The organism is Arthrobacter sp. B6, assembly GCF_001663775.1.
Taxonomy (GTDB): domain Bacteria; phylum Actinomycetota; class Actinomycetes; order Actinomycetales; family Micrococcaceae; genus Arthrobacter.
This window is the reverse complement of the sequence record NZ_KV467168.1, coordinates 2,288,960-2,306,870: the sequence shown is the minus strand read 5'-3', so window position 1 is coordinate 2,306,870 and position 17,911 is coordinate 2,288,960. Positions and strand designations below refer to the sequence as shown.

At 60.3% G+C, this 17,911-nt stretch carries 17 protein-coding genes and 1 pseudogene; 3 read left to right on the top strand and 15 right to left on the bottom strand.

Annotation, left to right across the window (positions count from 1 at the left end):
- Positions 1-228 precede the first annotated feature (228 nt).
- From AU175_RS10150 to AU175_RS10135, 4 genes are all read right to left on the bottom strand, one after another.
- Positions 229-1,095, bottom strand: a complete 867-nt coding sequence (locus AU175_RS10150; RefSeq protein ID WP_066288197.1) for an alpha/beta fold hydrolase — start codon at positions 1,093-1,095, stop codon at positions 229-231.
- A complete protein-coding gene (locus tag AU175_RS10145) occupies positions 1,082-1,468 on the bottom strand; it encodes a hypothetical protein (RefSeq protein ID WP_156642265.1) in 387 nt (128 codons plus the stop codon). Before AU175_RS10145 ends, AU175_RS10150 begins: the two co-directional genes overlap by 14 nt.
- A gap of 265 nt (positions 1,469-1,733) precedes the next feature.
- Positions 1,734-1,961 carry an aldolase/citrate lyase family protein gene (locus AU175_RS22610; protein ID WP_066288194.1) on the bottom strand — a complete coding sequence of 76 codons (228 nt, stop codon included), beginning with the start codon at positions 1,959-1,961 and terminating at the stop codon, positions 1,734-1,736.
- Positions 1,958-2,524 (bottom strand): MaoC family dehydratase, encoded by a 567-nt coding sequence (locus AU175_RS10135; protein ID WP_066288189.1) that lies wholly within the window; start codon positions 2,522-2,524, stop codon positions 1,958-1,960. The genes AU175_RS22610 and AU175_RS10135 overlap by 4 nt, the downstream gene beginning before the upstream one ends.
- A 218-nt stretch (positions 2,525-2,742) precedes the next feature.
- Here AU175_RS10135 and AU175_RS10130 point away from each other — a divergent pair, with 218 nt between their 5' ends.
- Both AU175_RS10130 and AU175_RS10125 read left to right on the top strand, forming a co-directional pair.
- Positions 2,743-3,918 carry an acyl-CoA dehydrogenase family protein gene (locus AU175_RS10130; RefSeq protein WP_066288186.1) on the top strand — a complete coding sequence of 392 codons (1,176 nt, stop codon included), beginning with the start codon at positions 2,743-2,745 and terminating at the stop codon, positions 3,916-3,918.
- A gap of 161 nt (positions 3,919-4,079) precedes the next feature.
- Positions 4,080-5,459 carry an MmgE/PrpD family protein gene (locus AU175_RS10125; protein WP_066288183.1) on the top strand — a complete coding sequence of 460 codons (1,380 nt, stop codon included), beginning with the start codon at positions 4,080-4,082 and terminating at the stop codon, positions 5,457-5,459.
- A gap of 22 nt (positions 5,460-5,481) precedes the next feature.
- Here the strand turns inward: AU175_RS10125 and AU175_RS22360 are convergent.
- From AU175_RS22360 to AU175_RS10100, 6 genes and pseudogenes are all read right to left on the bottom strand, one after another.
- Positions 5,482-5,724, bottom strand: a pseudogene (locus AU175_RS22360) (recombinase family protein); the annotation flags it as partial.
- Positions 5,725-5,909: 185 nt separating this feature from the next.
- On the bottom strand, positions 5,910-6,140 hold the full coding sequence (locus AU175_RS10120; protein WP_066288181.1) for a hypothetical protein: 231 nt from the start codon (positions 6,138-6,140) through the stop codon (positions 5,910-5,912).
- An 838-nt stretch (positions 6,141-6,978) separates the two neighbouring features.
- A complete protein-coding gene (locus tag AU175_RS10115) occupies positions 6,979-7,989 on the bottom strand; it encodes a hypothetical protein (protein WP_066288179.1) in 1,011 nt (336 codons plus the stop codon).
- A 403-nt stretch (positions 7,990-8,392) separates the two neighbouring features.
- Positions 8,393-9,463, bottom strand: coding sequence for a zinc-binding dehydrogenase (locus AU175_RS10110; protein ID WP_231938516.1), 1,071 nt, complete (start codon positions 9,461-9,463; stop codon positions 8,393-8,395).
- 100 nt (positions 9,464-9,563) lie between these two features.
- Positions 9,564-10,439 carry an arginase family protein gene (locus AU175_RS10105; RefSeq protein ID WP_066288176.1) on the bottom strand — a complete coding sequence of 292 codons (876 nt, stop codon included), beginning with the start codon at positions 10,437-10,439 and terminating at the stop codon, positions 9,564-9,566.
- Between the two features lie 226 nt (positions 10,440-10,665).
- Positions 10,666-12,018, bottom strand: coding sequence for a hypothetical protein (locus AU175_RS10100; protein ID WP_066288172.1), 1,353 nt, complete (start codon positions 12,016-12,018; stop codon positions 10,666-10,668).
- Between the two features lie 728 nt (positions 12,019-12,746).
- On the opposite strand from AU175_RS10100, the gene AU175_RS22760 reads away from it, so the two are divergent.
- Positions 12,747-13,433 (top strand): helix-turn-helix domain-containing protein, encoded by a 687-nt coding sequence (locus AU175_RS22760; protein WP_082979087.1) that lies wholly within the window; start codon positions 12,747-12,749, stop codon positions 13,431-13,433.
- Between the two features lie 92 nt (positions 13,434-13,525).
- On the opposite strand, the gene AU175_RS22755 is transcribed toward AU175_RS22760, so the two are convergent.
- From AU175_RS22755 to AU175_RS10080, 5 genes are all read right to left on the bottom strand, one after another.
- A complete protein-coding gene (locus AU175_RS22755; protein ID WP_442855313.1) occupies positions 13,526-13,828 on the bottom strand; it encodes a winged helix-turn-helix transcriptional regulator in 303 nt (100 codons plus the stop codon).
- A gap of 179 nt (positions 13,829-14,007) precedes the next feature.
- The gene (locus AU175_RS21720; RefSeq protein ID WP_156642263.1) at positions 14,008-14,160 is read right to left on the bottom strand and encodes a hypothetical protein; all 153 of its coding nucleotides are present in this window, start codon (positions 14,158-14,160) and stop codon (positions 14,008-14,010) included.
- A gap of 603 nt (positions 14,161-14,763) precedes the next feature.
- Positions 14,764-15,357 carry a 3-isopropylmalate dehydratase small subunit gene (gene leuD, locus AU175_RS10090; RefSeq protein ID WP_066288168.1) on the bottom strand — a complete coding sequence of 198 codons (594 nt, stop codon included), beginning with the start codon at positions 15,355-15,357 and terminating at the stop codon, positions 14,764-14,766.
- 1 nt (position 15,358) lies between these two features.
- The gene (gene leuC / locus AU175_RS10085) at positions 15,359-16,777 is read right to left on the bottom strand and encodes a 3-isopropylmalate dehydratase large subunit (protein WP_066288166.1); all 1,419 of its coding nucleotides are present in this window, start codon (positions 16,775-16,777) and stop codon (positions 15,359-15,361) included.
- Between the two features lie 51 nt (positions 16,778-16,828).
- On the bottom strand, positions 16,829-17,836 hold the full coding sequence (locus AU175_RS10080; protein ID WP_066290896.1) for an AraC family transcriptional regulator: 1,008 nt from the start codon (positions 17,834-17,836) through the stop codon (positions 16,829-16,831).
- Positions 17,837-17,911 lie beyond the last annotated feature (75 nt).

The following is a 17,911-nucleotide window of genomic DNA, read 5'->3' as shown; positions in this document are numbered from 1 at the left end:
CAATCGGTGAACCGGACGGTTGCATTGCCGAGATGGAATGTTGACGGTGAGGAGCAAGAACTTCTCCAGGCGACAATACACACGGGGACTTGCACGTCCTGAAGGACATCGATTTGAAGTCTGCCTAGGGGACGTGGTCGTCCCCTTAATGCCATCGGGTATGGTCGATTCAACGCTTTGCAGGCCTCACTCCTTTGTACTCGGCCGGCCCCGTGTGCGGCGTATAGGCTAGGTCGTTTGTGCTTGGTTCATGATCTCGTCGAGGACCGGCACGATAAATGTGCGGAACAGTGGGTAGTTCTCTGCCATGGGAAAGTGGCCTATACCGGGCATTCGTCCTCCCCGGGCGCCGGGAATCTTGGCGATGGCTTGCTCGGTCTCCTCTGGTGTGCAGGCATGGTCGTATTCACCGGTAAGGAGGTAGACAGGGCAACGTGCTGTATCGATAGTGGATGCGGTGTCCCGGAGGTCGAAGTCCTGGGCGTAAAAGTAGGTATCTCCTCTATAGATTCCGGGGCCGCCCTGGCTGTAGATCCACCAGACCTCCCGGCGGGACTCCTCCGGGCTGTGGGGCGACATCAGGCTATAGGTCCACGTCGGTACGACCTGCTGGGCGTTGAGGCCAGGCCGAAGGGGCCAGTCGTGGAACCGTCCTTCGACCTTCATGGCCCCGGACAATCCCAGAACTGCCCGCCACCGATCCGGGCTCCGGCGCGCCAATTCAATGACAAGTGAGCCGGCCATTGAACAGCCGACCACAATAGGTGTCTCCAGTTCAAGGGCCGCGCAGAAGTCTTCCACGAGGGATGCATAGGCGTCTGTGGTCAAGAGATACTCAGCCTTCCACCAGTCGGCCGGCGGAAGGGACTTGCCGTGCCATGGGAGATCAAAGGCGACAACCCGGAAGCGGGAAGTCAGGCTCTCATCTGCCATCATGTGACGGAACTGTCGGGAGTCGGCTCCGGCTGTGTGCAAAGCAAGAATCACCGGGCCGCTGCCGGCCTCTTCGTAATAGACCCTGTAGTTCACGTCCTTGGAAGTGAACCTGACATAGCGACCGGTGACCGGTTCAATGTACACATTAGACTGTGGCATTTGCTTTACCGATCTCGACGAGGCGCGTAATCACGCGTAGGTGGCGGAGGAGACCGTCGTAGCCGGTGACGACGGTCAGCCCTTCCTGTGACTTGAGGAGGGCCAAAAGGTCGTGGCGGCGCGGAGCGGCGTTCGCATCGGCGAGTTCAGCCCAAGCGGCAGGGCTTCCTTGGAGGTGGATGAAGTCCTCTTGTGAATCGGCGGCCGGGTCTCCGGAGGAGAGCAGCCCGGCTCTGTACACAAAGTTTGCCTTATCTCCCTCGGTGGATTCCAGCCGCAAGGTGAATCGGGACATGCGTCCGATATGGGAGTTTTCAGTGTCTGCGTTGACCGCAGAGACCCAGTGAGAGCCCCATGCGTCGGTAATGCTCAATTATTTGCGTCCTTTCGTGGCGATGACCCTGTAGGTCTTGGTCCGTCTAGTTGGCGTGTTAGTTTAAGTGGAGAGCGCGGTTAAGGGTTTCGGCGCCCATTTGGCCAGGATAGGCAGGGCTACAAAGACGAGGTACGAGTGCGGCAGCGATGATGGTGCCGGGTCCTGCGATGGGGTTAGATGTGGTTGCAGCCGAAAAGGGTGGGACGAAACTGCCAGTGGCTGGCCGCCTTCAACGTACGAACCTTCGCTCCCAGGGCACCTTTTAGCGGCGTCCTCGACCCCGGCCGGTCCCGCGCTCAGTTAGGGCTGCGGGCTTGGCATCCGGTGCCACGGCGTCTTCCACATCAATGATCACAACACCGGCACCCGCAGCGGCTACCTTGGCGACCCGTTCGGAGCGGTGGCCGGGAACGAACAATGCCGTGACTGCCCCGGCGACGGTTTCAAGGGCTGTGCTGGCCTGCGCAAGCCCCTGAGGTTCGGCCGTCACTGAAAGTCTGCGATTGAGGGGAGGGTGGTCTCGTCCGGTCGGGCGGATCCGCTGCCGGGGAGATGGCCTTGCCGGTACACCATGAAGGTGCGGCGATAGCTGACCACGATTTTGTTGTCCTGGTTGAAGCCCTCGGTGGCGACGGTGACCAGGCCGAGGTTGGGGCGGGACTTCGATGCCCTGGTGGAGAGGACCTTGGATCGGGAGTAGATGGTGTCGCCTTCATAAACGGGGCTCGGCATCCGGACTTCGTCCCAGCCCATGTTCGCGAACACGTTCATGGACAGGTCAATGGTGGACTGGCCGGTCACCAATGCGAGGGTAAAAGCAGAGTTGACCAACGGAAGGCCGAACTCCGTGGCCTTGGCAAAATTGCGGTCCACATGGGTCTTTGCCACATTTTGGGTCATGAGGGTGAAGGACTGGTTGTCAGACTCCGTGACCGTCTTGCCGAACGGGTGGTAGTAGATATCCCCTGGCGAGAAGTCTTCAAATAGGCGGCCAGACCAACCGGCCACAACTCGGCTTTCCCTGGCGGGCACCTGCATTGATTCTTCTGTCATCGCTGTTTCCTAATTGGCTGGGTTCCCGGACGGCGTTTTACGCCACGGAAACGTAATATATTGATGCTTGCTAGCCAGTTTGGCAGGGGAGAGGCAACAAATCAAGGTTTCGCGGACCACTCAGGCTGCGGCGGAATCCCTTGCTAAGTTCCAATATATTGCCGTATCGTCACTCCAGAGGTGACGGAATTTCATCTTCAAAGATCGAAGGAGCACAGATGCACACCCTGAGTACAGGACTGGAGCAGCTGCGCGAGCAGACCCGCATTCTATGTGCCCGCTTCCCGGACGAGTACTGGCGCGAGACAGACCGCAACCGCCGCTACCCTCAGGAGTTCGTGGATACGCTCACTGAGGCGGGCCTCCTGTCGGCTCTGATTCCCCCGGAGTACGGGGGGCTGGGCCTGGGGCTGACCGAAGCCAGCGTCATCATGGAGGAAATCAACAAGTCCGGCGGCCACTCCGCTGCGTGCCACGCGCAGATGTATACGATGGGCGCCCTGCTCCGCCACGGCAACGCCGCCCAGAAACAGGAGTACCTGCCGCAGATCGCCGCCGGATCACTGCGGCTGCAGGCTTTCTCCATCACCGAGGACAAGGCGGGCTCGGACACCACCAGCATCGAGACCGCAGCGGTGCGGGACGGCGACAACTTCTTGATCACCGGCCACAAGAGCTGGACGAGCCGCATAGACGAATCAGACCTTCTCCTTGTCTTGGCGCGCACCTCTGAGAAGCCCGACGGCAAGGGGACCGACAAGACCCAGGGTTTGACTCTGTTCCTGGTGGACCTGCGCGAGGTTCGTACGGAACAGCCGGACACCCTCCAGGTGGTCAAGGTCCGGACGATGTTCAACTACGCCACGAACCAAATCTTCTACAAGGGCATGCGCGTTCCGGCGTCGGCCGTGATCGGCGAGGTGGGCAAGGGCTTTCGGTACGTTATTGACGGCTGGAATGCCGAACGCATCCTGCTGGCCTCCGAAGCGATTGGTGATGGCTACTGGTTCACGCAGCGGAGCGTGGAGTACGCCAACAGCCGCGAAGTGTTTGGCCGGAAGATTGGCCGTAACCAGGGAGTGCAATTTCCCATTACCGACGCTTATATGAAGGTCCGGGCCGCGGACATGATGCGCTACGAGGCCGCAAGGCTTTTTGACGCCGGCGAACCCTGCGGCGCCGAAGCCAACATGGCAAAGCACCTCGCCTCCGAGGCTAGCTGGGCCGCCGCCAATGCCTGCCTCGACACCCACGGCGGCTACGGCTTCGTGGACGAGTACGACGTCGAACGTAAGTTCCGCGAAACCCGCATGTTCCAAGTGGCCCCGGTCAACAACAACATGATCAAGAGTTTCGTGGCCACCAAGGTCCTGGGGCTCCCGCGTTCCTACTAATCTGGTGGCCCGCGCAGTGCCAGACGCCGGGTATAGCCAGCACACTGGCAAGCCATACTGCACCTTGGGGAATGCCAGAAACCTGGCACCATCGAACCTGCCGATTCTGTTCCTGATCACTTCTGAACACTGAAGCCCATTGCTCAACTGGAGAATACATAATGAGTGAAATCACTTTCTCTCGGCTGCTGGCACGCCACGTTCTGGCCAAGCAAGACATGTCGCCAGAGCTGTCGACCTGGATGCGGCTGTTGCTGCTGGACTACTATGCTGTGACAGCCGGGGGCGTAACCCGGGAGTCAGCCGCCGCTGCCCGCGCCGCAGTTCGGATTTCGCCCGAACGCAGCGCCTCTTTCCCTGCGGCTCTGCACGGCGCCGATGGCTTCGTCACCCTCGAAGACGCCGCCCTGGTCAACGGAATCACGGCTCATGGTCTGGAGCTGGACGACACGTTCGAGGAGTCCTCCCTCCACCCGGCGGTAGTCCTCTTCCCCACTGCCCTGGCCGCAGCCGATGCGGAGGGATTCAGCGTCAACAAGGTACTCTCGGCCACTGCGGCCGGGTACGACGTAATGTGCTCGGTAGGAGTGTTGCTGGGAGCTGCTGAGGCCTACGGCCGCGGATTTCACCCCACCGGAGTAGCCGGGGCCCTTGGAGCGGCGGCCACGGCCGCGGCCTTGTTCAACTTAGACGAAGACCAGACAGTCCAGGCATTAGGGCTGGCGGCCAACATGGCCGCTGGCTCTCTGGAATTCCTCTCCGACGGGGCATGGACCAAACGATTGAACGCCGGACACGCCGCCGCGACGGGACTGCGCGCCGCAAAGCTGGCTTTCGCCGGATTTACCGCCCCGGAAACAGCAATGGAGGGCCGGGACGGATTTTTGCGCCAGTACGGCGAGGGGCTGGTCGAAGGCAGAACCCTGCGCCTAGAGTTCGGACAGGGCGCTTGGGAAACCTCCATCAAGTTCTACCCCTGCTGCCGCTACATGCACGGAAACATCGACTTACTCCGGGATATCCACGACGAAAACCCGGGCATTGCCCTAAAGGATATCGAGTCCATCAACGTAGCCGTCATCCAAGCCGGAGCCGCGCTGGTCTCGGAACCGGCGGAGCGGAAACTGTTGATCGGCACCCCGGTCGACGCGCAGTTCAATATGCCCTTCGGAGCCGCAGTGGCCTTGGCCACGGGACGGGCTACAGTGGAGCAATTCGACAACGCACCCGCCCTCGCAATCGAGCTGCGCGACTGGATGGAAAAAGTCACCTGCTACACCAGTGAACGGCTGGAGACCGCCTATCCCACCAGCTGGCAGGCCGAAGTCAATGTCCGCATGGTGGACGGAACCGTTATCAAAAAATCGGAAGACGCCTTCCGTGGCGCCCCTGAGGACCGACCCACCTGGGCGGATATCACCGCTAAGGCGGAGGGCCTGCTAGGTGCTCCAGCTGCAGCAGCGCTGGCAACTTCCGTCGGAAACCTCCAGGATTCGCTGCCTTTGAGTGGCCAGATCGCCGTGCCGCTCTCCATCGATTAGCCGCCCTACCCAGGCCCCCGACCACCCGCACGCCTTCGCGTGTCAGGCCTTGGCCTTGGCCCAGTGCGCGCAGATCATCGAAATTGCGAGCGAACCGGTTCATGCTGTGCACCACCATGGTGTCCCCCGCCCCGGCCGAACTGCAGCAGTTCCGTGAGCTGAGGTCTGGCGGTGTTCCGGCCGGAGGCCCTATCGGTAAAGACCAGGCCATGACTTGGCCTTCGAGCTGCCGTTTCTCATTCTGATCCAGCCTGCTCACGCGCACGTATCCGAGCGCTGTCCGGTCACCGGCGCCTCCAACCCTCGTCCTGTCAGATTGAGTTCTAGCTCGCCTAGTAGAAAGTTAAGGCTTGCCGCCCGCTGCTAGTCAGGTTGGGGTGTGCCTCACCTTGATAGGCCCTTAGCATCCTAAAGCTGCAGGGAAGGGAGTGGCGATGGTCATGGCTGGCTTCACGATTCCCGGCGAATAGTACGAATTTGCCATCCGTCCTCGCGGCGGTATGTTCGTTCACCTCTCCCATAGGAGAGCTTGAGCCGGATAATGCTTTGATCCGAAGTCAGGTCTTCGATTACTCTACGGGCAACCACTAGCCCGTGGTCGAGCACCTCAATCTCATCACCGGGTTTGAGCCCGCTCCAATCGAAGATTTCGAAAGACATTGGCGTCATGGAGCCTTCCATGATTCCTTCGGCAGGGGTGTGTTACCCAAGGAGGGTCTCAAGAAGTATTCGAAGATGACGGCAGTCGAGAGCCGGTGACTACCACGTTTTCCTAACAAAAGCAAAGCCAGATCGCGGGCAACAGCTTTCTGAGCCTCTGTACGACTTACGTGGCCATCGCCCTTAGAATTCCATCCATACCTCGCGGCCCGGGGAACCTCCTCACCGTTCCTAATGGACGACAGAGGGTCGTAAAAGACAACGTCCACGCTTTGCCGGCCCACGGTCAAGCCAGGAGGTAGAGGCACCCGATCAGGGTGGGTGTTTGATTCGACAAGGTGTGGGAAGACACTTGGATACATCACGCCCAGGACAACCACAACGCTTTCCGACTGGAAGTGCTGCGTCGATCCGATGCTGGGGAGGGGGGAGCGCTTGTCTTCGTCAGCGCACTGGCGTCCCTTGATAGGCGGCTTCACTGTACTCCTCTCCCTACTCGCTGGATGGAAACTCGTCGCCCTTCTATCTCGCCTCATGACGGTGGTTACGCATAAGGGTTCCGATTCGTCAGGGTGGGGTGCACTTGATTGGACCGGGAGGCGTGGGAGGATCACGACCGAGTCGCGCTGGCGGCCTGGCACCGGCATCACGCCGGTACGACGTGTCGCTGCTGAATGCAGCGACAGGCACAGACTCCCAGCGCGGTGGCGAGTATAGGCAGGGTGCATCCAAGCCCAGGAGGACGCACGCGGTGCAGTTGTTGGCGCGGAGAGGACCAAGGGCGGGCCCAACCAGGTAGCCATATGAGGAGAGGCACACAGATTAGCCTGTGTGCCTCTCCTCATGGTTCTGCCGACGATTAGTTGAGATCGAAGACTGCGACACGGTCGCTTCTGTAGCTGTTGACCCATAGTTCATCGCCGACGTCTATCGCACCCGTAGTCATGCCGAATTGACCATATTCGTTGCCTTCGATTAAGGTCTCGAACACCGATGTGGCCGGGTTGTATCTGTCCACTCTCACTCCGGTTTCGGGGCAGTTGACTCTGGTCGATGTGAAGCACTCCAACGCTTCCTCTACATTCGCGGTAGTGCCACCAATGAAAAAGGTCTGACCGTCTGCAGCCCACGTCAGGTTGTCTGGGGTGTAATTCAGACCAGTGGTTTTGACAGCTCCTGACACCAAGTCGATTGTCACTAACTGCTTGCCGGACCATGCGGCCATGTATGCCGTAGCACCGTCGGGGGAGACGATCACACCGTTTTGTCCAGATACATTGTCGAGTCCGGGCAGGATGGACCACTGCCCGTCGGTGTTCCATTCCAGCAATTGGCCTTGCGGAAGGCCGTCGGTAGCTTTCCGCAGGTTGTCAGGATCACGCGGGTCCCAGAGGCTGGTCACGAGCAGGCCCCCGGTTGGTAGCACCGCGACGTCATCGGGCCAGGCGCCTTCGGGTGGGATCAAGCATCCGGTCCATGTCAGTTTCGGAGTGTCGGCGGACATATCGACGTCGAAGATTTCCACGACATCGCGGCCGCCGTGGTTGACTGCGTACAGCGTCGATGTCCGCCCGTCGATGTCGATGCTGCCCATTCCGTGTGGGTTGAACACGGTCCAATCGGGCGCAGTGGAGCATGCGCCGTAGGCGGGGTCGGGGGCAATAGCAATCTCCTGCGGTTCTATGGAGCGGACCGACCGATCCGTATCGAACAGAAAAAAGCGCCCTGGGGTGCCGGTGGCCGCAAGGTCGCTTCCGATCAATTTACCGTCGGACAGACGTACGAAGTCCTCGACATTGTCTACCCCACAGATGAACTCCGCTCCATTGCTGGGGGCGCATTCACTGGCCTGCGAGCTCTCCGTACTCACGGGTGATGTGGTCTCCGCCGCAGGTGACGTTGCTCCCTCGGACGGTGCTGAGCACGACACCACGAGCAGGGAGATGAGTGCCCACGTCCCCCAGGTCGCGGAACGGCGTAGTGCTCGCGTTGAGCGTAATTCGGTGTTGTTAGCCACTGGCTCTCCAGTATCAGGGTTCGTGTCGGACAAAAGGGGAGGATGTTGCACACACTCTTGGTTGGGCGTACCGAGCCGGAGGAGCTTCCCAAAGTTTTGCGATGGGTCTCCGTCGTCAGCGGTAAAGTGGCCCTTCCTTTCGCGCGTAGCGGCACTTGGGTGGGCGACGTGATTCGGAAGGGCCGTCCCAAGCAGGCGCCCGCGGTTAGGGTCAAGCGGGTGGTCACCTGACGTACGGGGTTGCTCCAGGAGTGAGTTAGGTGAGTTTGACGACGGATTTGATCATGTCGGCTGGCTTGTTTCGTGCGGTTTCGAGGCAGCCTGCGATGGAGTCCCAGCCTTGGTAGCGGTGGGTGATCAGGGGGGAGACGTCGAGCCGTCCGGTTGCTAGGAGGGAGGCGAGTTTTTCGGTGCGGTAGCGGCCACCGACCATTGCCCCGCCGACGATGTGTTTATCGCCCATGCCGAAGCCCCAGCCGTCAGAGGGAACCTTGACGACGTCGGCACCGGCAAGTGCGATGACGCTTCCGAGTTTTCCGCCGGGTTTGAGGGCTCGGACGGCGGCGGCGAATGTGTCGCCGTCGCCTCCGCAGACGCAGACCCGGTCTACGCCGCGGCCGCCGGTGAGGTCCATGACCTGCTCGTCGATGGGTCCTTGTTTGTAGTCGATGAGGTCGGTTGCGCCGTACTGTTTTGCGACGTCAAGGGTGGCTGGACGGTTACCGACGGCGATGACACGGGAGGCACCGCGGAGGTAGGCGGCTGCGGTGGCCATCAGGCCCACGGGTCCTGAGCCTACGACGAGGACGGTGTCACCGAACTGGACGTCGGCGTACTCGACGGCCTGGAAGCCGGGCGGGATCATGTCGGAGAGCATGGTGGCTTCCTCGTAGGAGACCCCTTCGGGGACCCGGGCGAGGTTGCCGTCGGCATCGTTGCAGAGGAAGAACTCTGAGAGGACGCCGTCGGAGGTGTTGGAGTACTTCCAGCCGTTGAGCATGCCGCCGGAGTGTGAGGAGTGTCCGGCCTGCGCCTCGAGCGAGCTCCATTCCGGTGTTACTGCCGAAACCACGACGACGTCGCCAACGGAGAAGTCATTGACGAGGTTGCCGACCTCGACGACTTCGGCGACGGCTTCATGGCCGAGGATCATATCGGTGCGTTCGCCCAGAGCGCCCTTCCAGACAGTTTTGACGTCTGTGGTGCAGGGGGCGACGACAAGGGGTTTGAGTAGGGCGTCGCGTGGGCCCGGGGTCGGTTTTGGCTTGTCAATCCAGCCAACTTCTCCGATTCGGAGCATCGCGTAGCCGCGCATCGGTTCAGACATGGGTTTTCCGTTCTTGATAGCTCCGGCTGGAGTGCGCACGCGAGGGCTGGTGGGTGCTATTTGGTGCCGGAGGTGGCTTGAGGGAGGTGATTGCCGGTTGTTAAGAGATGACGGGAAATGCGGCGAGGGCCTGCTTGAGGTGGATCATGTCCCAGGGCAGGTGTTCACAGACGCCCAGGCCGACGACCTCGCAATGGCTTGCCACATCGTTCATGACACGGACGACTTGGGCGAGCGTCATCTTCCCGGCCGGGTACATCTCGAGCCAGTCGATTTCGGGATCGGGTTCTGCAAACAGCACGGAGCGGAACGACGCCGGGTCGAGCACATCGACGTCCAGGTGAATGGCGATCTGCTCGATACCTTCTTCTTCGATCCAGGCCAGGATCGCGGCACTGTCGACCGCCAGCGCCTCCGGACTTGCGACGCGAATACCGAGCCGTTTGATGACCTCGTTCTCCTGCTCGGTCAGCCCTACTTCGCGCAAGCCACCGTACATCACCCGGTTGGGCTGCACTTTTTGGGGTACTTCAGTGGCGAACTCCGCGTCGCCTTCGCCCATCAGGTTCCCCAGGACCATCGTGTGGGCGTTTGCCCATTCCTCGGGAGTCTTAATATCGGGGTGAGCATCAATCCAGAGGACGCCTAGCTTGCCGTTGTACCGCTCGTTCAGGTATGAGAACGGAGCCTGTTCGACGAGGCAGTCGCCCCCGAAGACAACAACCTTGTCCGGTTGCGCTTCGGCCAGCAAAGCCCGCGCCTGGCGCAGCTGCTTCAGCAGACCGCTTCGGTGAGCGATGCCTTCTTCCGGGGTGTCATCCGCGTCGAAGGGTTCAACGTCCACGCGAAGAACTTCTTGCCCGTTCTCCGGCGCCAGGAACGCAAGCAGCTCCGCGCCGAGGGGGTAGTTCGCATTGTTTCCACCCTGCCACTGCGGCATCAGCAAGCGAACGGTTTTTGTATCGGATGTGGTCATGGGAAGTCCTTTCAGCCTGAGCCGGCACTCTAGGAGTAAAGCTGCGGCTGGTGAATGTTTAGTGGTCGCTAGTCTTTCGCGGGAAGATGTTTGAAGCGTTTCTGCCCGGTCTCCGATGCATTACACGCGGCCGGGGCCGGGCCCTGTGGCGTCTCTACGGATGCAGGAAGCTGTCCGGCGGGTAGTCCAGCCGAACAGTTTCCAGGCGCTCGGGCAGCCGTGGTGGTCAGGGCCGGCCGGAGGGGCTGTCAGCTGATGCTGACTTTTCCGTTTCCAGCAGTTCATCCGCGAAGTTTTCGGTTTTCCAATGGGCCGCGTCAAGACCTGCGATTTCAACCTGCTCGGGTACTCGGAGCCCTCCGAAGCGTTCAAAAATCAGGCAAATAATAAGGCAGGGGATAGCAGCGAGAAGGGCTACCGCTCCCACTCCCGCAGCCTGACCAAGCGGTGTCACTTCGGCACTGTGAAGTGCATAGGCGCCCTCAAGTCCTGGGTAGCCCCCGGTTTTGGTCCCCCATGCGATGAAGCCGGTAGCGATGGCACCGACGACGCCGGGTCCGAGTCCCAAGGGAATGACTTTTTGGTCATCGATTCCCAGGCGGACGAGGGCCAGTGATACGAGGTAAGCGACGAATGGGCCGAACACCGAGAGGATCAGGACTTCGAGCGGTGTACCGATGTCGAGCAGGGTTCCGCTCATGACGACGCCGGCAATGGGCCCCACGAATCCAAATCCTGCTTCCTTTTTCCAATGTGCAAGTAGGGCGCCGGAAAGACCTCCGCCAACGAAAGCGGTGACAACGTTCATGATGATGATTCCCCAGCCCGTTTCGGCGAAGGAGATTCCGTAGACACCCGTTCCCGGGATAATCCACGTGGCACTGAGCGCTACGAAGGGAAGCGCAAACATGATCAGCAGTACGCCGATACCAATGAGGCTTGAATTGTGCTTCTTGGGGCGGATTTTGGTGCTGTGGGGTGCGAACGCACCCAGCCTGGGGCCGAGCCGCCATGACATGACGAGGACCCATACTGCCGAGAAGATGTACAGGGGGTAGATGCCTTCGAAGTCGTGAATTCCAAGCTGCGTCAGGGGTCCCACTGGCCCCCAGGTGAGGTAGGAGGCGAGCGGGGAGAGGGCGAGTCCGATGACTGCAGCCATGACATAGAGGACCCGCGGACGTACCCGCTCCAGCACTCCGCCATGGATCAGTGCAAGGGTGGCCATCGAAAAGGTGGCAAAGAAGACGACGAAAACCTGCTGAGCGTCGGCGCCCGGCAGTACCTCCGAACCGATGTTGATGGACGGGGTTGACTGGAACTGGCCTCCGATCCACCAGTCACTGATTGCCTGCCCTAGCGCGTTGGGTACTCCGAAGGCTTGGTAAAAGGACCATTGCCAAAAGGAGTATCCGACCAAAATGGTGCCGAGGCCGGCGATCATCGCCCCGATGACCTTTACGACCCACGTATCCAGCACGTTCCGTTTACGGACGTTTCCGGAATCGATAAAGCCGAGGGCGAGGACGATAAGGATGACTGACAGCGCCCCAATGCTGTAGACCAGGCTTCCAAACAAATTATCGATACTAACTTGACTGACGTCTAAGGGCACTGATTTCTCCAATCCAGCCCAGGCTGGCGTTTGCCGGAGCAAAGCGCCTGCACATGAATGTTTAGTGGCGGCTAATATTTCGCGGCCGAATGTGTGCTGCGTGTCTGCCAGGTTTAAGTTGCGTCACCTGGCCTGGCGGGGACCGCGGCGGCGGGCGCTGACCCGTCCCCTGCTTGGCAGGGGCCCACCGGCGCGTACCCATGAAGCTTTCGTTTTTTCCGCACTCCCGGGTTCTTCTTCACGACCCCATCGGCGTTTAGCGCCCGGCATTTTCTGCGGCGCTTCTCCGGGTAGTCCCAAAGGATCCAGACTTATCTGTAGAGATCTGGCTCCTGACTGGCTGATGACGGCGCCCCCTCGTCGTTGGAGTCGAAGCCGTTGATGCCGGACACCTGCAAACTGTGATGGTGCTCACTTCGCTGCCGGTGAGGCAACTTTATTCTTGGGGTTTTCTGATGCACAGCCGCACAGCGCAGGGCAGTATCCACTTACAGCAAAACTTTTATCGCAGCAACGATTGCGAGGTCTGGCGTCAAACAGCGTCCTCCTTGTGGGGACCGAGGACAGCTTCCAGGAGCAGCCTGGCGTCAGAAACGCGAGTGCTGGTAGGGCATGCGGCCTTAGCCGCCCTTCGCCGGTCGGATACAGACTTCCTCAAGAAGGGTCCGGAGCTGTGAGCTAGGCTCATCGGGATGAGCGCGAACTTGACCCAGTCAGAAACCGCCGGATCGGCAGATCGCCGGCGTCGTGGTTCCTACGCAGGAACAGACGAAAAACGGTTGGCGATCCTTGATGCTGCGCTCAACGTGTTTGCCCGCGACGGCTATCGCGGGGGCTCGTTGAAGGTTGTCGCCCGGGAAGCAGGCATGAGTGATGCCGGGCTGCTGCATCATTTCGGGTGCAAAAGCGCTCTGCTCGCTGCAGTCCTGGAGCTCCGTGACATGCGCGCCGAAGCCGTTTACACTCCGATGCACGTAGAGGACCCTTACGTGATCCTGCTCGGGCTGGTTGAACTCGCCCGCTACAACGTTTCCGCGCCTGGCCTCGTGCGACTGCACGTCACCCTCTCGGCGGAAGCCACATCTCCGCAACACCCGCGCACGAGTACTTTGTCCAGCGGTACGAGTGTTACCTCGACGGGCTCACCCGGGCTTTCTCCGGTTGCGCCGAGCGCGGAACACTGCGCCCCGGGACCACCCCGGTCCAGGCGGCCCAGGCTACCGTCGCGGCCCAGTACGGACCGCAGTTGTTATGGCTTCTGCACGGCGACACCATCGACTTGCCCGGCGGAATCGAGGCGCATCTCCGCCGCCTCGTCGTTTTCCCTCAGGCGGACTAGCGAAGGCTACCCGGACCCGGGTGCCGATCCGCGGCCATAATCGGTAAGTTTCCTATCCGCCAGCAGATCGAATCAACCTTGGAGCTTGCGCAATGGATGCCGTTATGCACCATACTCCGGATGCCCCGTTGATTAGAAACCGGTTGGGAAACCTGCCGGTGCGTGGAGGTAGCTGGCGAGTGCGTCAAACAGGGCCTCAGCGCGCGGCGTTTCCAGATGGTATCTCCGTGACGCAGGGTCTTCTGGTCCGGAAAACCCCGGCACCCCAACCGTAGTAACGACCCCCGCGCTCTTGAGCTTGTTCAGACACTGTGTTGCCAGCCCACGATTCAGGCCGGTGTTATCCGCTATGTCCAATCGCGTGGCTGGGCCGCTTACGCGCAAATATCGAATGATCTGTAGTTGGGCGGTAGTGCCATAGACGGAGGCCGCCATAGTCAGCTCTTGGGACCACGCGGGGTCAGAGTTGCCGGGCTTTCTCGCAGCTGAACTCATGGGGGCACCTTTCTACGTTGAATCGTCGAGCCGTCGCTCTGCACTTACCGTCCTGCTAAGCGGTGAGTATCAGACAGGGGATGAGCTACAGCGTAATTGGTTCTGAGGCTGGGACGTGACTAACCTTCAACCGCTTCGCGTAGCACATTGCTAACGACCAGCATGCGGGCGATGGTGGGCTCGAGCGCGGCAAGGATTTGTTGGGATGACTCATCCGCCACCGCTTCAATTTCCAGCGGCCATTTGAGGGCCGCATCGCGTGCCCGCGCCATCACAACCTGCTCTGCTCCCGGCGTTCAATTTCTGCAGCAGCGTCCACGTCCCGGATGACGTTATGGAACGTGGGCAGTAGTGGAAGTTCCCCGGGGAGGTGGCGGAAGAGGCTGGGCACCATGGTGCCAGTGGGGTCAACGATCATTGAAGCCCGTAGAACCAAAGCACGTGCCGCCGGGCTCATCGACTGTAGATCTGGCATCGGTGGCAATGGCTTGGCTGGTGGCTCCGGTTGGCCTCCGAGTCGGGGATAAGACCCTTGTCAGCGCGGCCCAGGCATCCGCTACGAAGCAGCCCGACGAGCACAACGTTGCAGGAGTTACCCCCGTTCGTGCGCATCCAAAACACTACGAAGAGTGTCCCGTTCATCGTGCGGGACTGTGATCTTAGGACTCACTCGGCCATTGGAGAGTGAAGCCCCCAGCACGTGCTTCCGAAGAGTTTCAGCGCCAACCAGATTCAGCCAGGTGCGACGCGTTTCCAACATAGTTCCAGCCGGTTCGGCGTCTGCCCCAGCACCCGATAGACGAGATTAGCACCTGGCATCCCCGTCGACTCCGCTATGGATCGCTGTAGCTCCTCCGACGTTCCTGACCCTGTGGTCAACGTGAGACCGTCGTGGGGAGGAAATGGGGCCGTTGGGCTTCGAATGCCTCAATGTCGGCGCCTGCCAGTTCTGTCAGGTCGATGTCGTCGAGTCCTTCCAGAAGCCGCCATTTCACGTAGTTGTCGATGTCAAAGGTGTACTCTCGTCCGGGACAGGTGATGGTCTGTTCGGCGAGGTTGACGGTTATCTGGAGTCCTGGTTCAGCGTCGATGGCGTTCCAGATTTCCTCTACCTCGTCCTGGCTTACTTTGGCGGCTACCAGGCCGGCTTTGCCGCAGTTGCCGCGGAAGATGTCGGCGAACTTTGGTGAGATGACAACTTTGAAACCGTGGTCCATGAGTGCCCACACGGCGTGTTCCCGCGAAGAACCGGTGCCGAAATCTGCTCCTGCGACCAGTACTGATGCACCCGTGAATTCTGGCCTGTCGAGTGGAAACTGGTCATCTCCGCGCAGGTCAGCGAACAGTGCGTCCTGGAACCCTGTTCGGCCGATCCGCTTCAGGAATTTGGACGGGATGATTTGGTCAGTGTCGACGTTGGTGTGTTTCAGCGGCATGGCCACACCGGTATGAACAGTGAATTTCTGCATGTTAGTGTCCTGTTCCAGTTTTCACGACATCAGCTGGCGTTGAGATGGTTCCCCTGATGGCGGTCGCGGCGGCTACGGGAGGCGAGACCAAGTGGGTCATGCTGCCTCGCCCCTGGCGTCCTTCAAAGTTCCGGTTTGACGTTGAGACACAGCGTTTGCCGGCGGGAACCTGGTCAGGGTTCATTCCCAGGCACATCGAGCAGCCGGCGAACCGCCATTCTGCGCCGGCATCGAGGAAGATCCGGTCGAGGCCTTCTTTTTCCGCCTGGGCCTTTACTTGCATTGACCCGGGGACGACCAGCATCTGCAGGCCATCTTTGATCCGTTGACCTTCAAGGACAGTCGCTGCGGCCCTCAGGTCCTCGATGCGTCCGTTAGTGCAGGAGCCAAGGAAGACCATGTCGACAGGGATATCCCTCATGGCTGTTCCCGCTGCCAGCCCCATGTAGGCCAGCGACTTTTTGGCCGCGGACCGGTCGCGTTCTTCGGAAAATTCGTCTGGGTCGGGGACATGGCCCGAGATGGGCACGGCCTGTCCGGGGTTTGTTCCCCAAGTTACGAACGGCAGGATTTGGGCGGCGTCCAGTGTCACCTCGGCGTCATACACTGCGTCCAGGTCACTTGCAAGCGAGAGCCAGTACTGGGTCGCTGACGCCCATTCTGCCTCGTCGGGTGCGTGCGGTTTACCCCTGAGGTATTCAATGGTCTTGTTATCGGGCGCTATCAGCCCGGCGCGTGCACCCGCTTCTACGGACATATTGCATACCGTCATCCGGGCCTCCATAGACATCTCCTGGATGGCCTCTCCGCGGTATTCGAGGACGTAGCCTTGGCCCCCGCCTGTGCCTATTTGCGCGATCAGAGCCAAGATGACGTCCTTGGATGTCACCCCCGCAGCCAGCTTGCCTTCGATGTTCACAGCCATGGTTTTGAACGGTTGCAGCGGAAGTGTCTGAGTGGCCAGGACATGCTCCGCTTCGCTGGTGCCGATTCCAAAGGCCAAGGCGCCAAACGCCCCGTGAGTGGAAGTATGCGAGTCACCGCAGACGATTGTCATCCCGGGATGGGTAAGCCCAAGCTGGGGGCCGACGACATGGACGATCCCTTGGTCCTTGCTGCCCATGTTGAAGAGGTTGATGCCGAAAGCGGCGCAGTTTTCGCGCAGCGTCTGGATCTGGAGCCGTGACGTGAGGTCCACGATCGGCTTATCAATCCCGATGGTGGGGACGTTGTGGTCTTCCATGGCCAACGTCAGGTCTGGCCGGCGAACGGATCGGCCGGCCAGCCGCAGGCCCTCAAAAGCCTGGGGGCTTGTCACCTCGTTAACGAGGTGGAGATCGATGTACAGAAGATCAGGTTTGCCGTCCTCGTGGCGGACGATGTGGGAATTCCACACTTTTTCGGCAAGGGTGTAGCCCATGAATGGGTCTCGATTCACTAGTTCCGGTCGAAAGTCGTTAGAAGGGCGGTTTCAGGCGTGGCGTTGCAGGGTTTCGCTGGGTAGTTCGCCGAACATTTGCCTGTAGCGCGCAGCGAACCTGCTCGGATGGTAGAACCCCCAGCGGTTTGCCACATCCGTGATTTTCAGGTCCGGGTTCTTGTTGGAGATCAGTTCCGCACGTACCCGCTCCATCCGGACCCGGCGCAGATGTTCCATGGGGGAGGTTCCAAGGGACTGTTGAAAGGAAGCATGCAGCGTGCGGATACTCATCATCCCTACCCGGGCCAACTCGGCCGGAGTAATCGGTTCGTCGGCGTTCGCTTCAATGAAGTCAACCACTGGTTTGAGCCGCCCCAGATTAACGGTGGGAGGCGGGGTGAGGAGAACCTCGCTGTAGTTGTTCGGGACAGCCAGGAGAAGGTTGCTCATGACAAACGACTCAAGCTGCTCAAGGGCGAGCGGGTTCTCCGTGATGCCCCCGGGCCGGTTCAATTCCACGGCCATGAACTGCGCCGAAGCATAAAGACTGGCGCCCCGCCCTGTCGACAGATCGAAACCGAAATCGAACCCGATCGGGTGATCCACGGATTGACCCATCAGATCAGCAGCAAAATTTTCCAACATTTCCCTCGAAAACCGGAGGATTATCTGCTCCGCGTCAGGGCCCCACTTCACCTCGGTGCCAATGTGCGGCAGCAACACCAATCCGCTCTGACCACCAGCAGTAAAGGCACGTTTACCGTCCGCACGGAATCCCTCGGTGCCTCCGGCGGTCGTCAGGTTCACATGGTAGAACTCTTCCGGCGGCGGCATCCGCAACTTCGTTTCGGCCTGATACGTCAAGTAGCCGAGCGTCAGGTCCCGGCCGCCCCAGGCGTTCAACATCATGTTCAGCTGGCCGTCACCGGACGTGGTCATATCATTGGGAAGGTAAGTCCCGGTGACAGCGTCCCTGGCGGCGTCGATGTCGCTGGTGTGCACCACCGGATGGGCGTCCAGGGGTTTGGGGGCTACCAGAGGGTTGGGGCTTTGGTTCATCATGGGCTCCATTAGCCTGTGACCTGAATATCAGATGTGAATGTCAGTGCTGGGAGCCGGCCCGGCGGTTCCCCC

What these genes read in the sequence shown, in the direction of transcription:
- AU175_RS10150 (WP_066288197.1), bottom strand. Translation starts at nt 1,095, where the DNA reads ATGCCACAGTCTAATGTGTACATTGAACCGGTCACCGGTCGCTATGTC.
- AU175_RS10135 (WP_066288189.1), bottom strand. Translation starts at nt 2,524, where the DNA reads ATGACAGAAGAATCAATGCAGGTGCCCGCCAGGGAAAGCCGAGTTGTG.
- AU175_RS10130 (WP_066288186.1), top strand. Translation starts at nt 2,743, where the DNA reads ATGCACACCCTGAGTACAGGACTGGAGCAGCTGCGCGAGCAGACCCGC.
- AU175_RS10125 (WP_066288183.1), top strand. Translation starts at nt 4,080, where the DNA reads ATGAGTGAAATCACTTTCTCTCGGCTGCTGGCACGCCACGTTCTGGCC.
- AU175_RS10120 (WP_066288181.1), bottom strand. Translation starts at nt 6,140, where the DNA reads ATGGAAGGCTCCATGACGCCAATGTCTTTCGAAATCTTCGATTGGAGC.
- AU175_RS10110 (WP_231938516.1), bottom strand. Translation starts at nt 9,463, where the DNA reads ATGTCTGAACCGATGCGCGGCTACGCGATGCTCCGAATCGGAGAAGTT.
- AU175_RS10105 (WP_066288176.1), bottom strand. Translation starts at nt 10,439, where the DNA reads ATGACCACATCCGATACAAAAACCGTTCGCTTGCTGATGCCGCAGTGG.
- AU175_RS22760 (WP_082979087.1), top strand. Translation starts at nt 12,747, where the DNA reads ATGAGCGCGAACTTGACCCAGTCAGAAACCGCCGGATCGGCAGATCGC.
- AU175_RS22755 (WP_442855313.1), bottom strand. Translation starts at nt 13,828, where the DNA reads ATGGCGGCCTCCGTCTATGGCACTACCGCCCAACTACAGATCATTCGA.
- AU175_RS21720 (WP_156642263.1), bottom strand. Translation starts at nt 14,160, where the DNA reads ATGGCGCGGGCACGCGATGCGGCCCTCAAATGGCCGCTGGAAATTGAA.
- leuD (WP_066288168.1), bottom strand. Translation starts at nt 15,357, where the DNA reads ATGCAGAAATTCACTGTTCATACCGGTGTGGCCATGCCGCTGAAACAC.
- leuC (WP_066288166.1), bottom strand. Translation starts at nt 16,777, where the DNA reads ATGGGCTACACCCTTGCCGAAAAAGTGTGGAATTCCCACATCGTCCGC.
- AU175_RS10080 (WP_066290896.1), bottom strand. Translation starts at nt 17,836, where the DNA reads ATGAACCAAAGCCCCAACCCTCTGGTAGCCCCCAAACCCCTGGACGCC.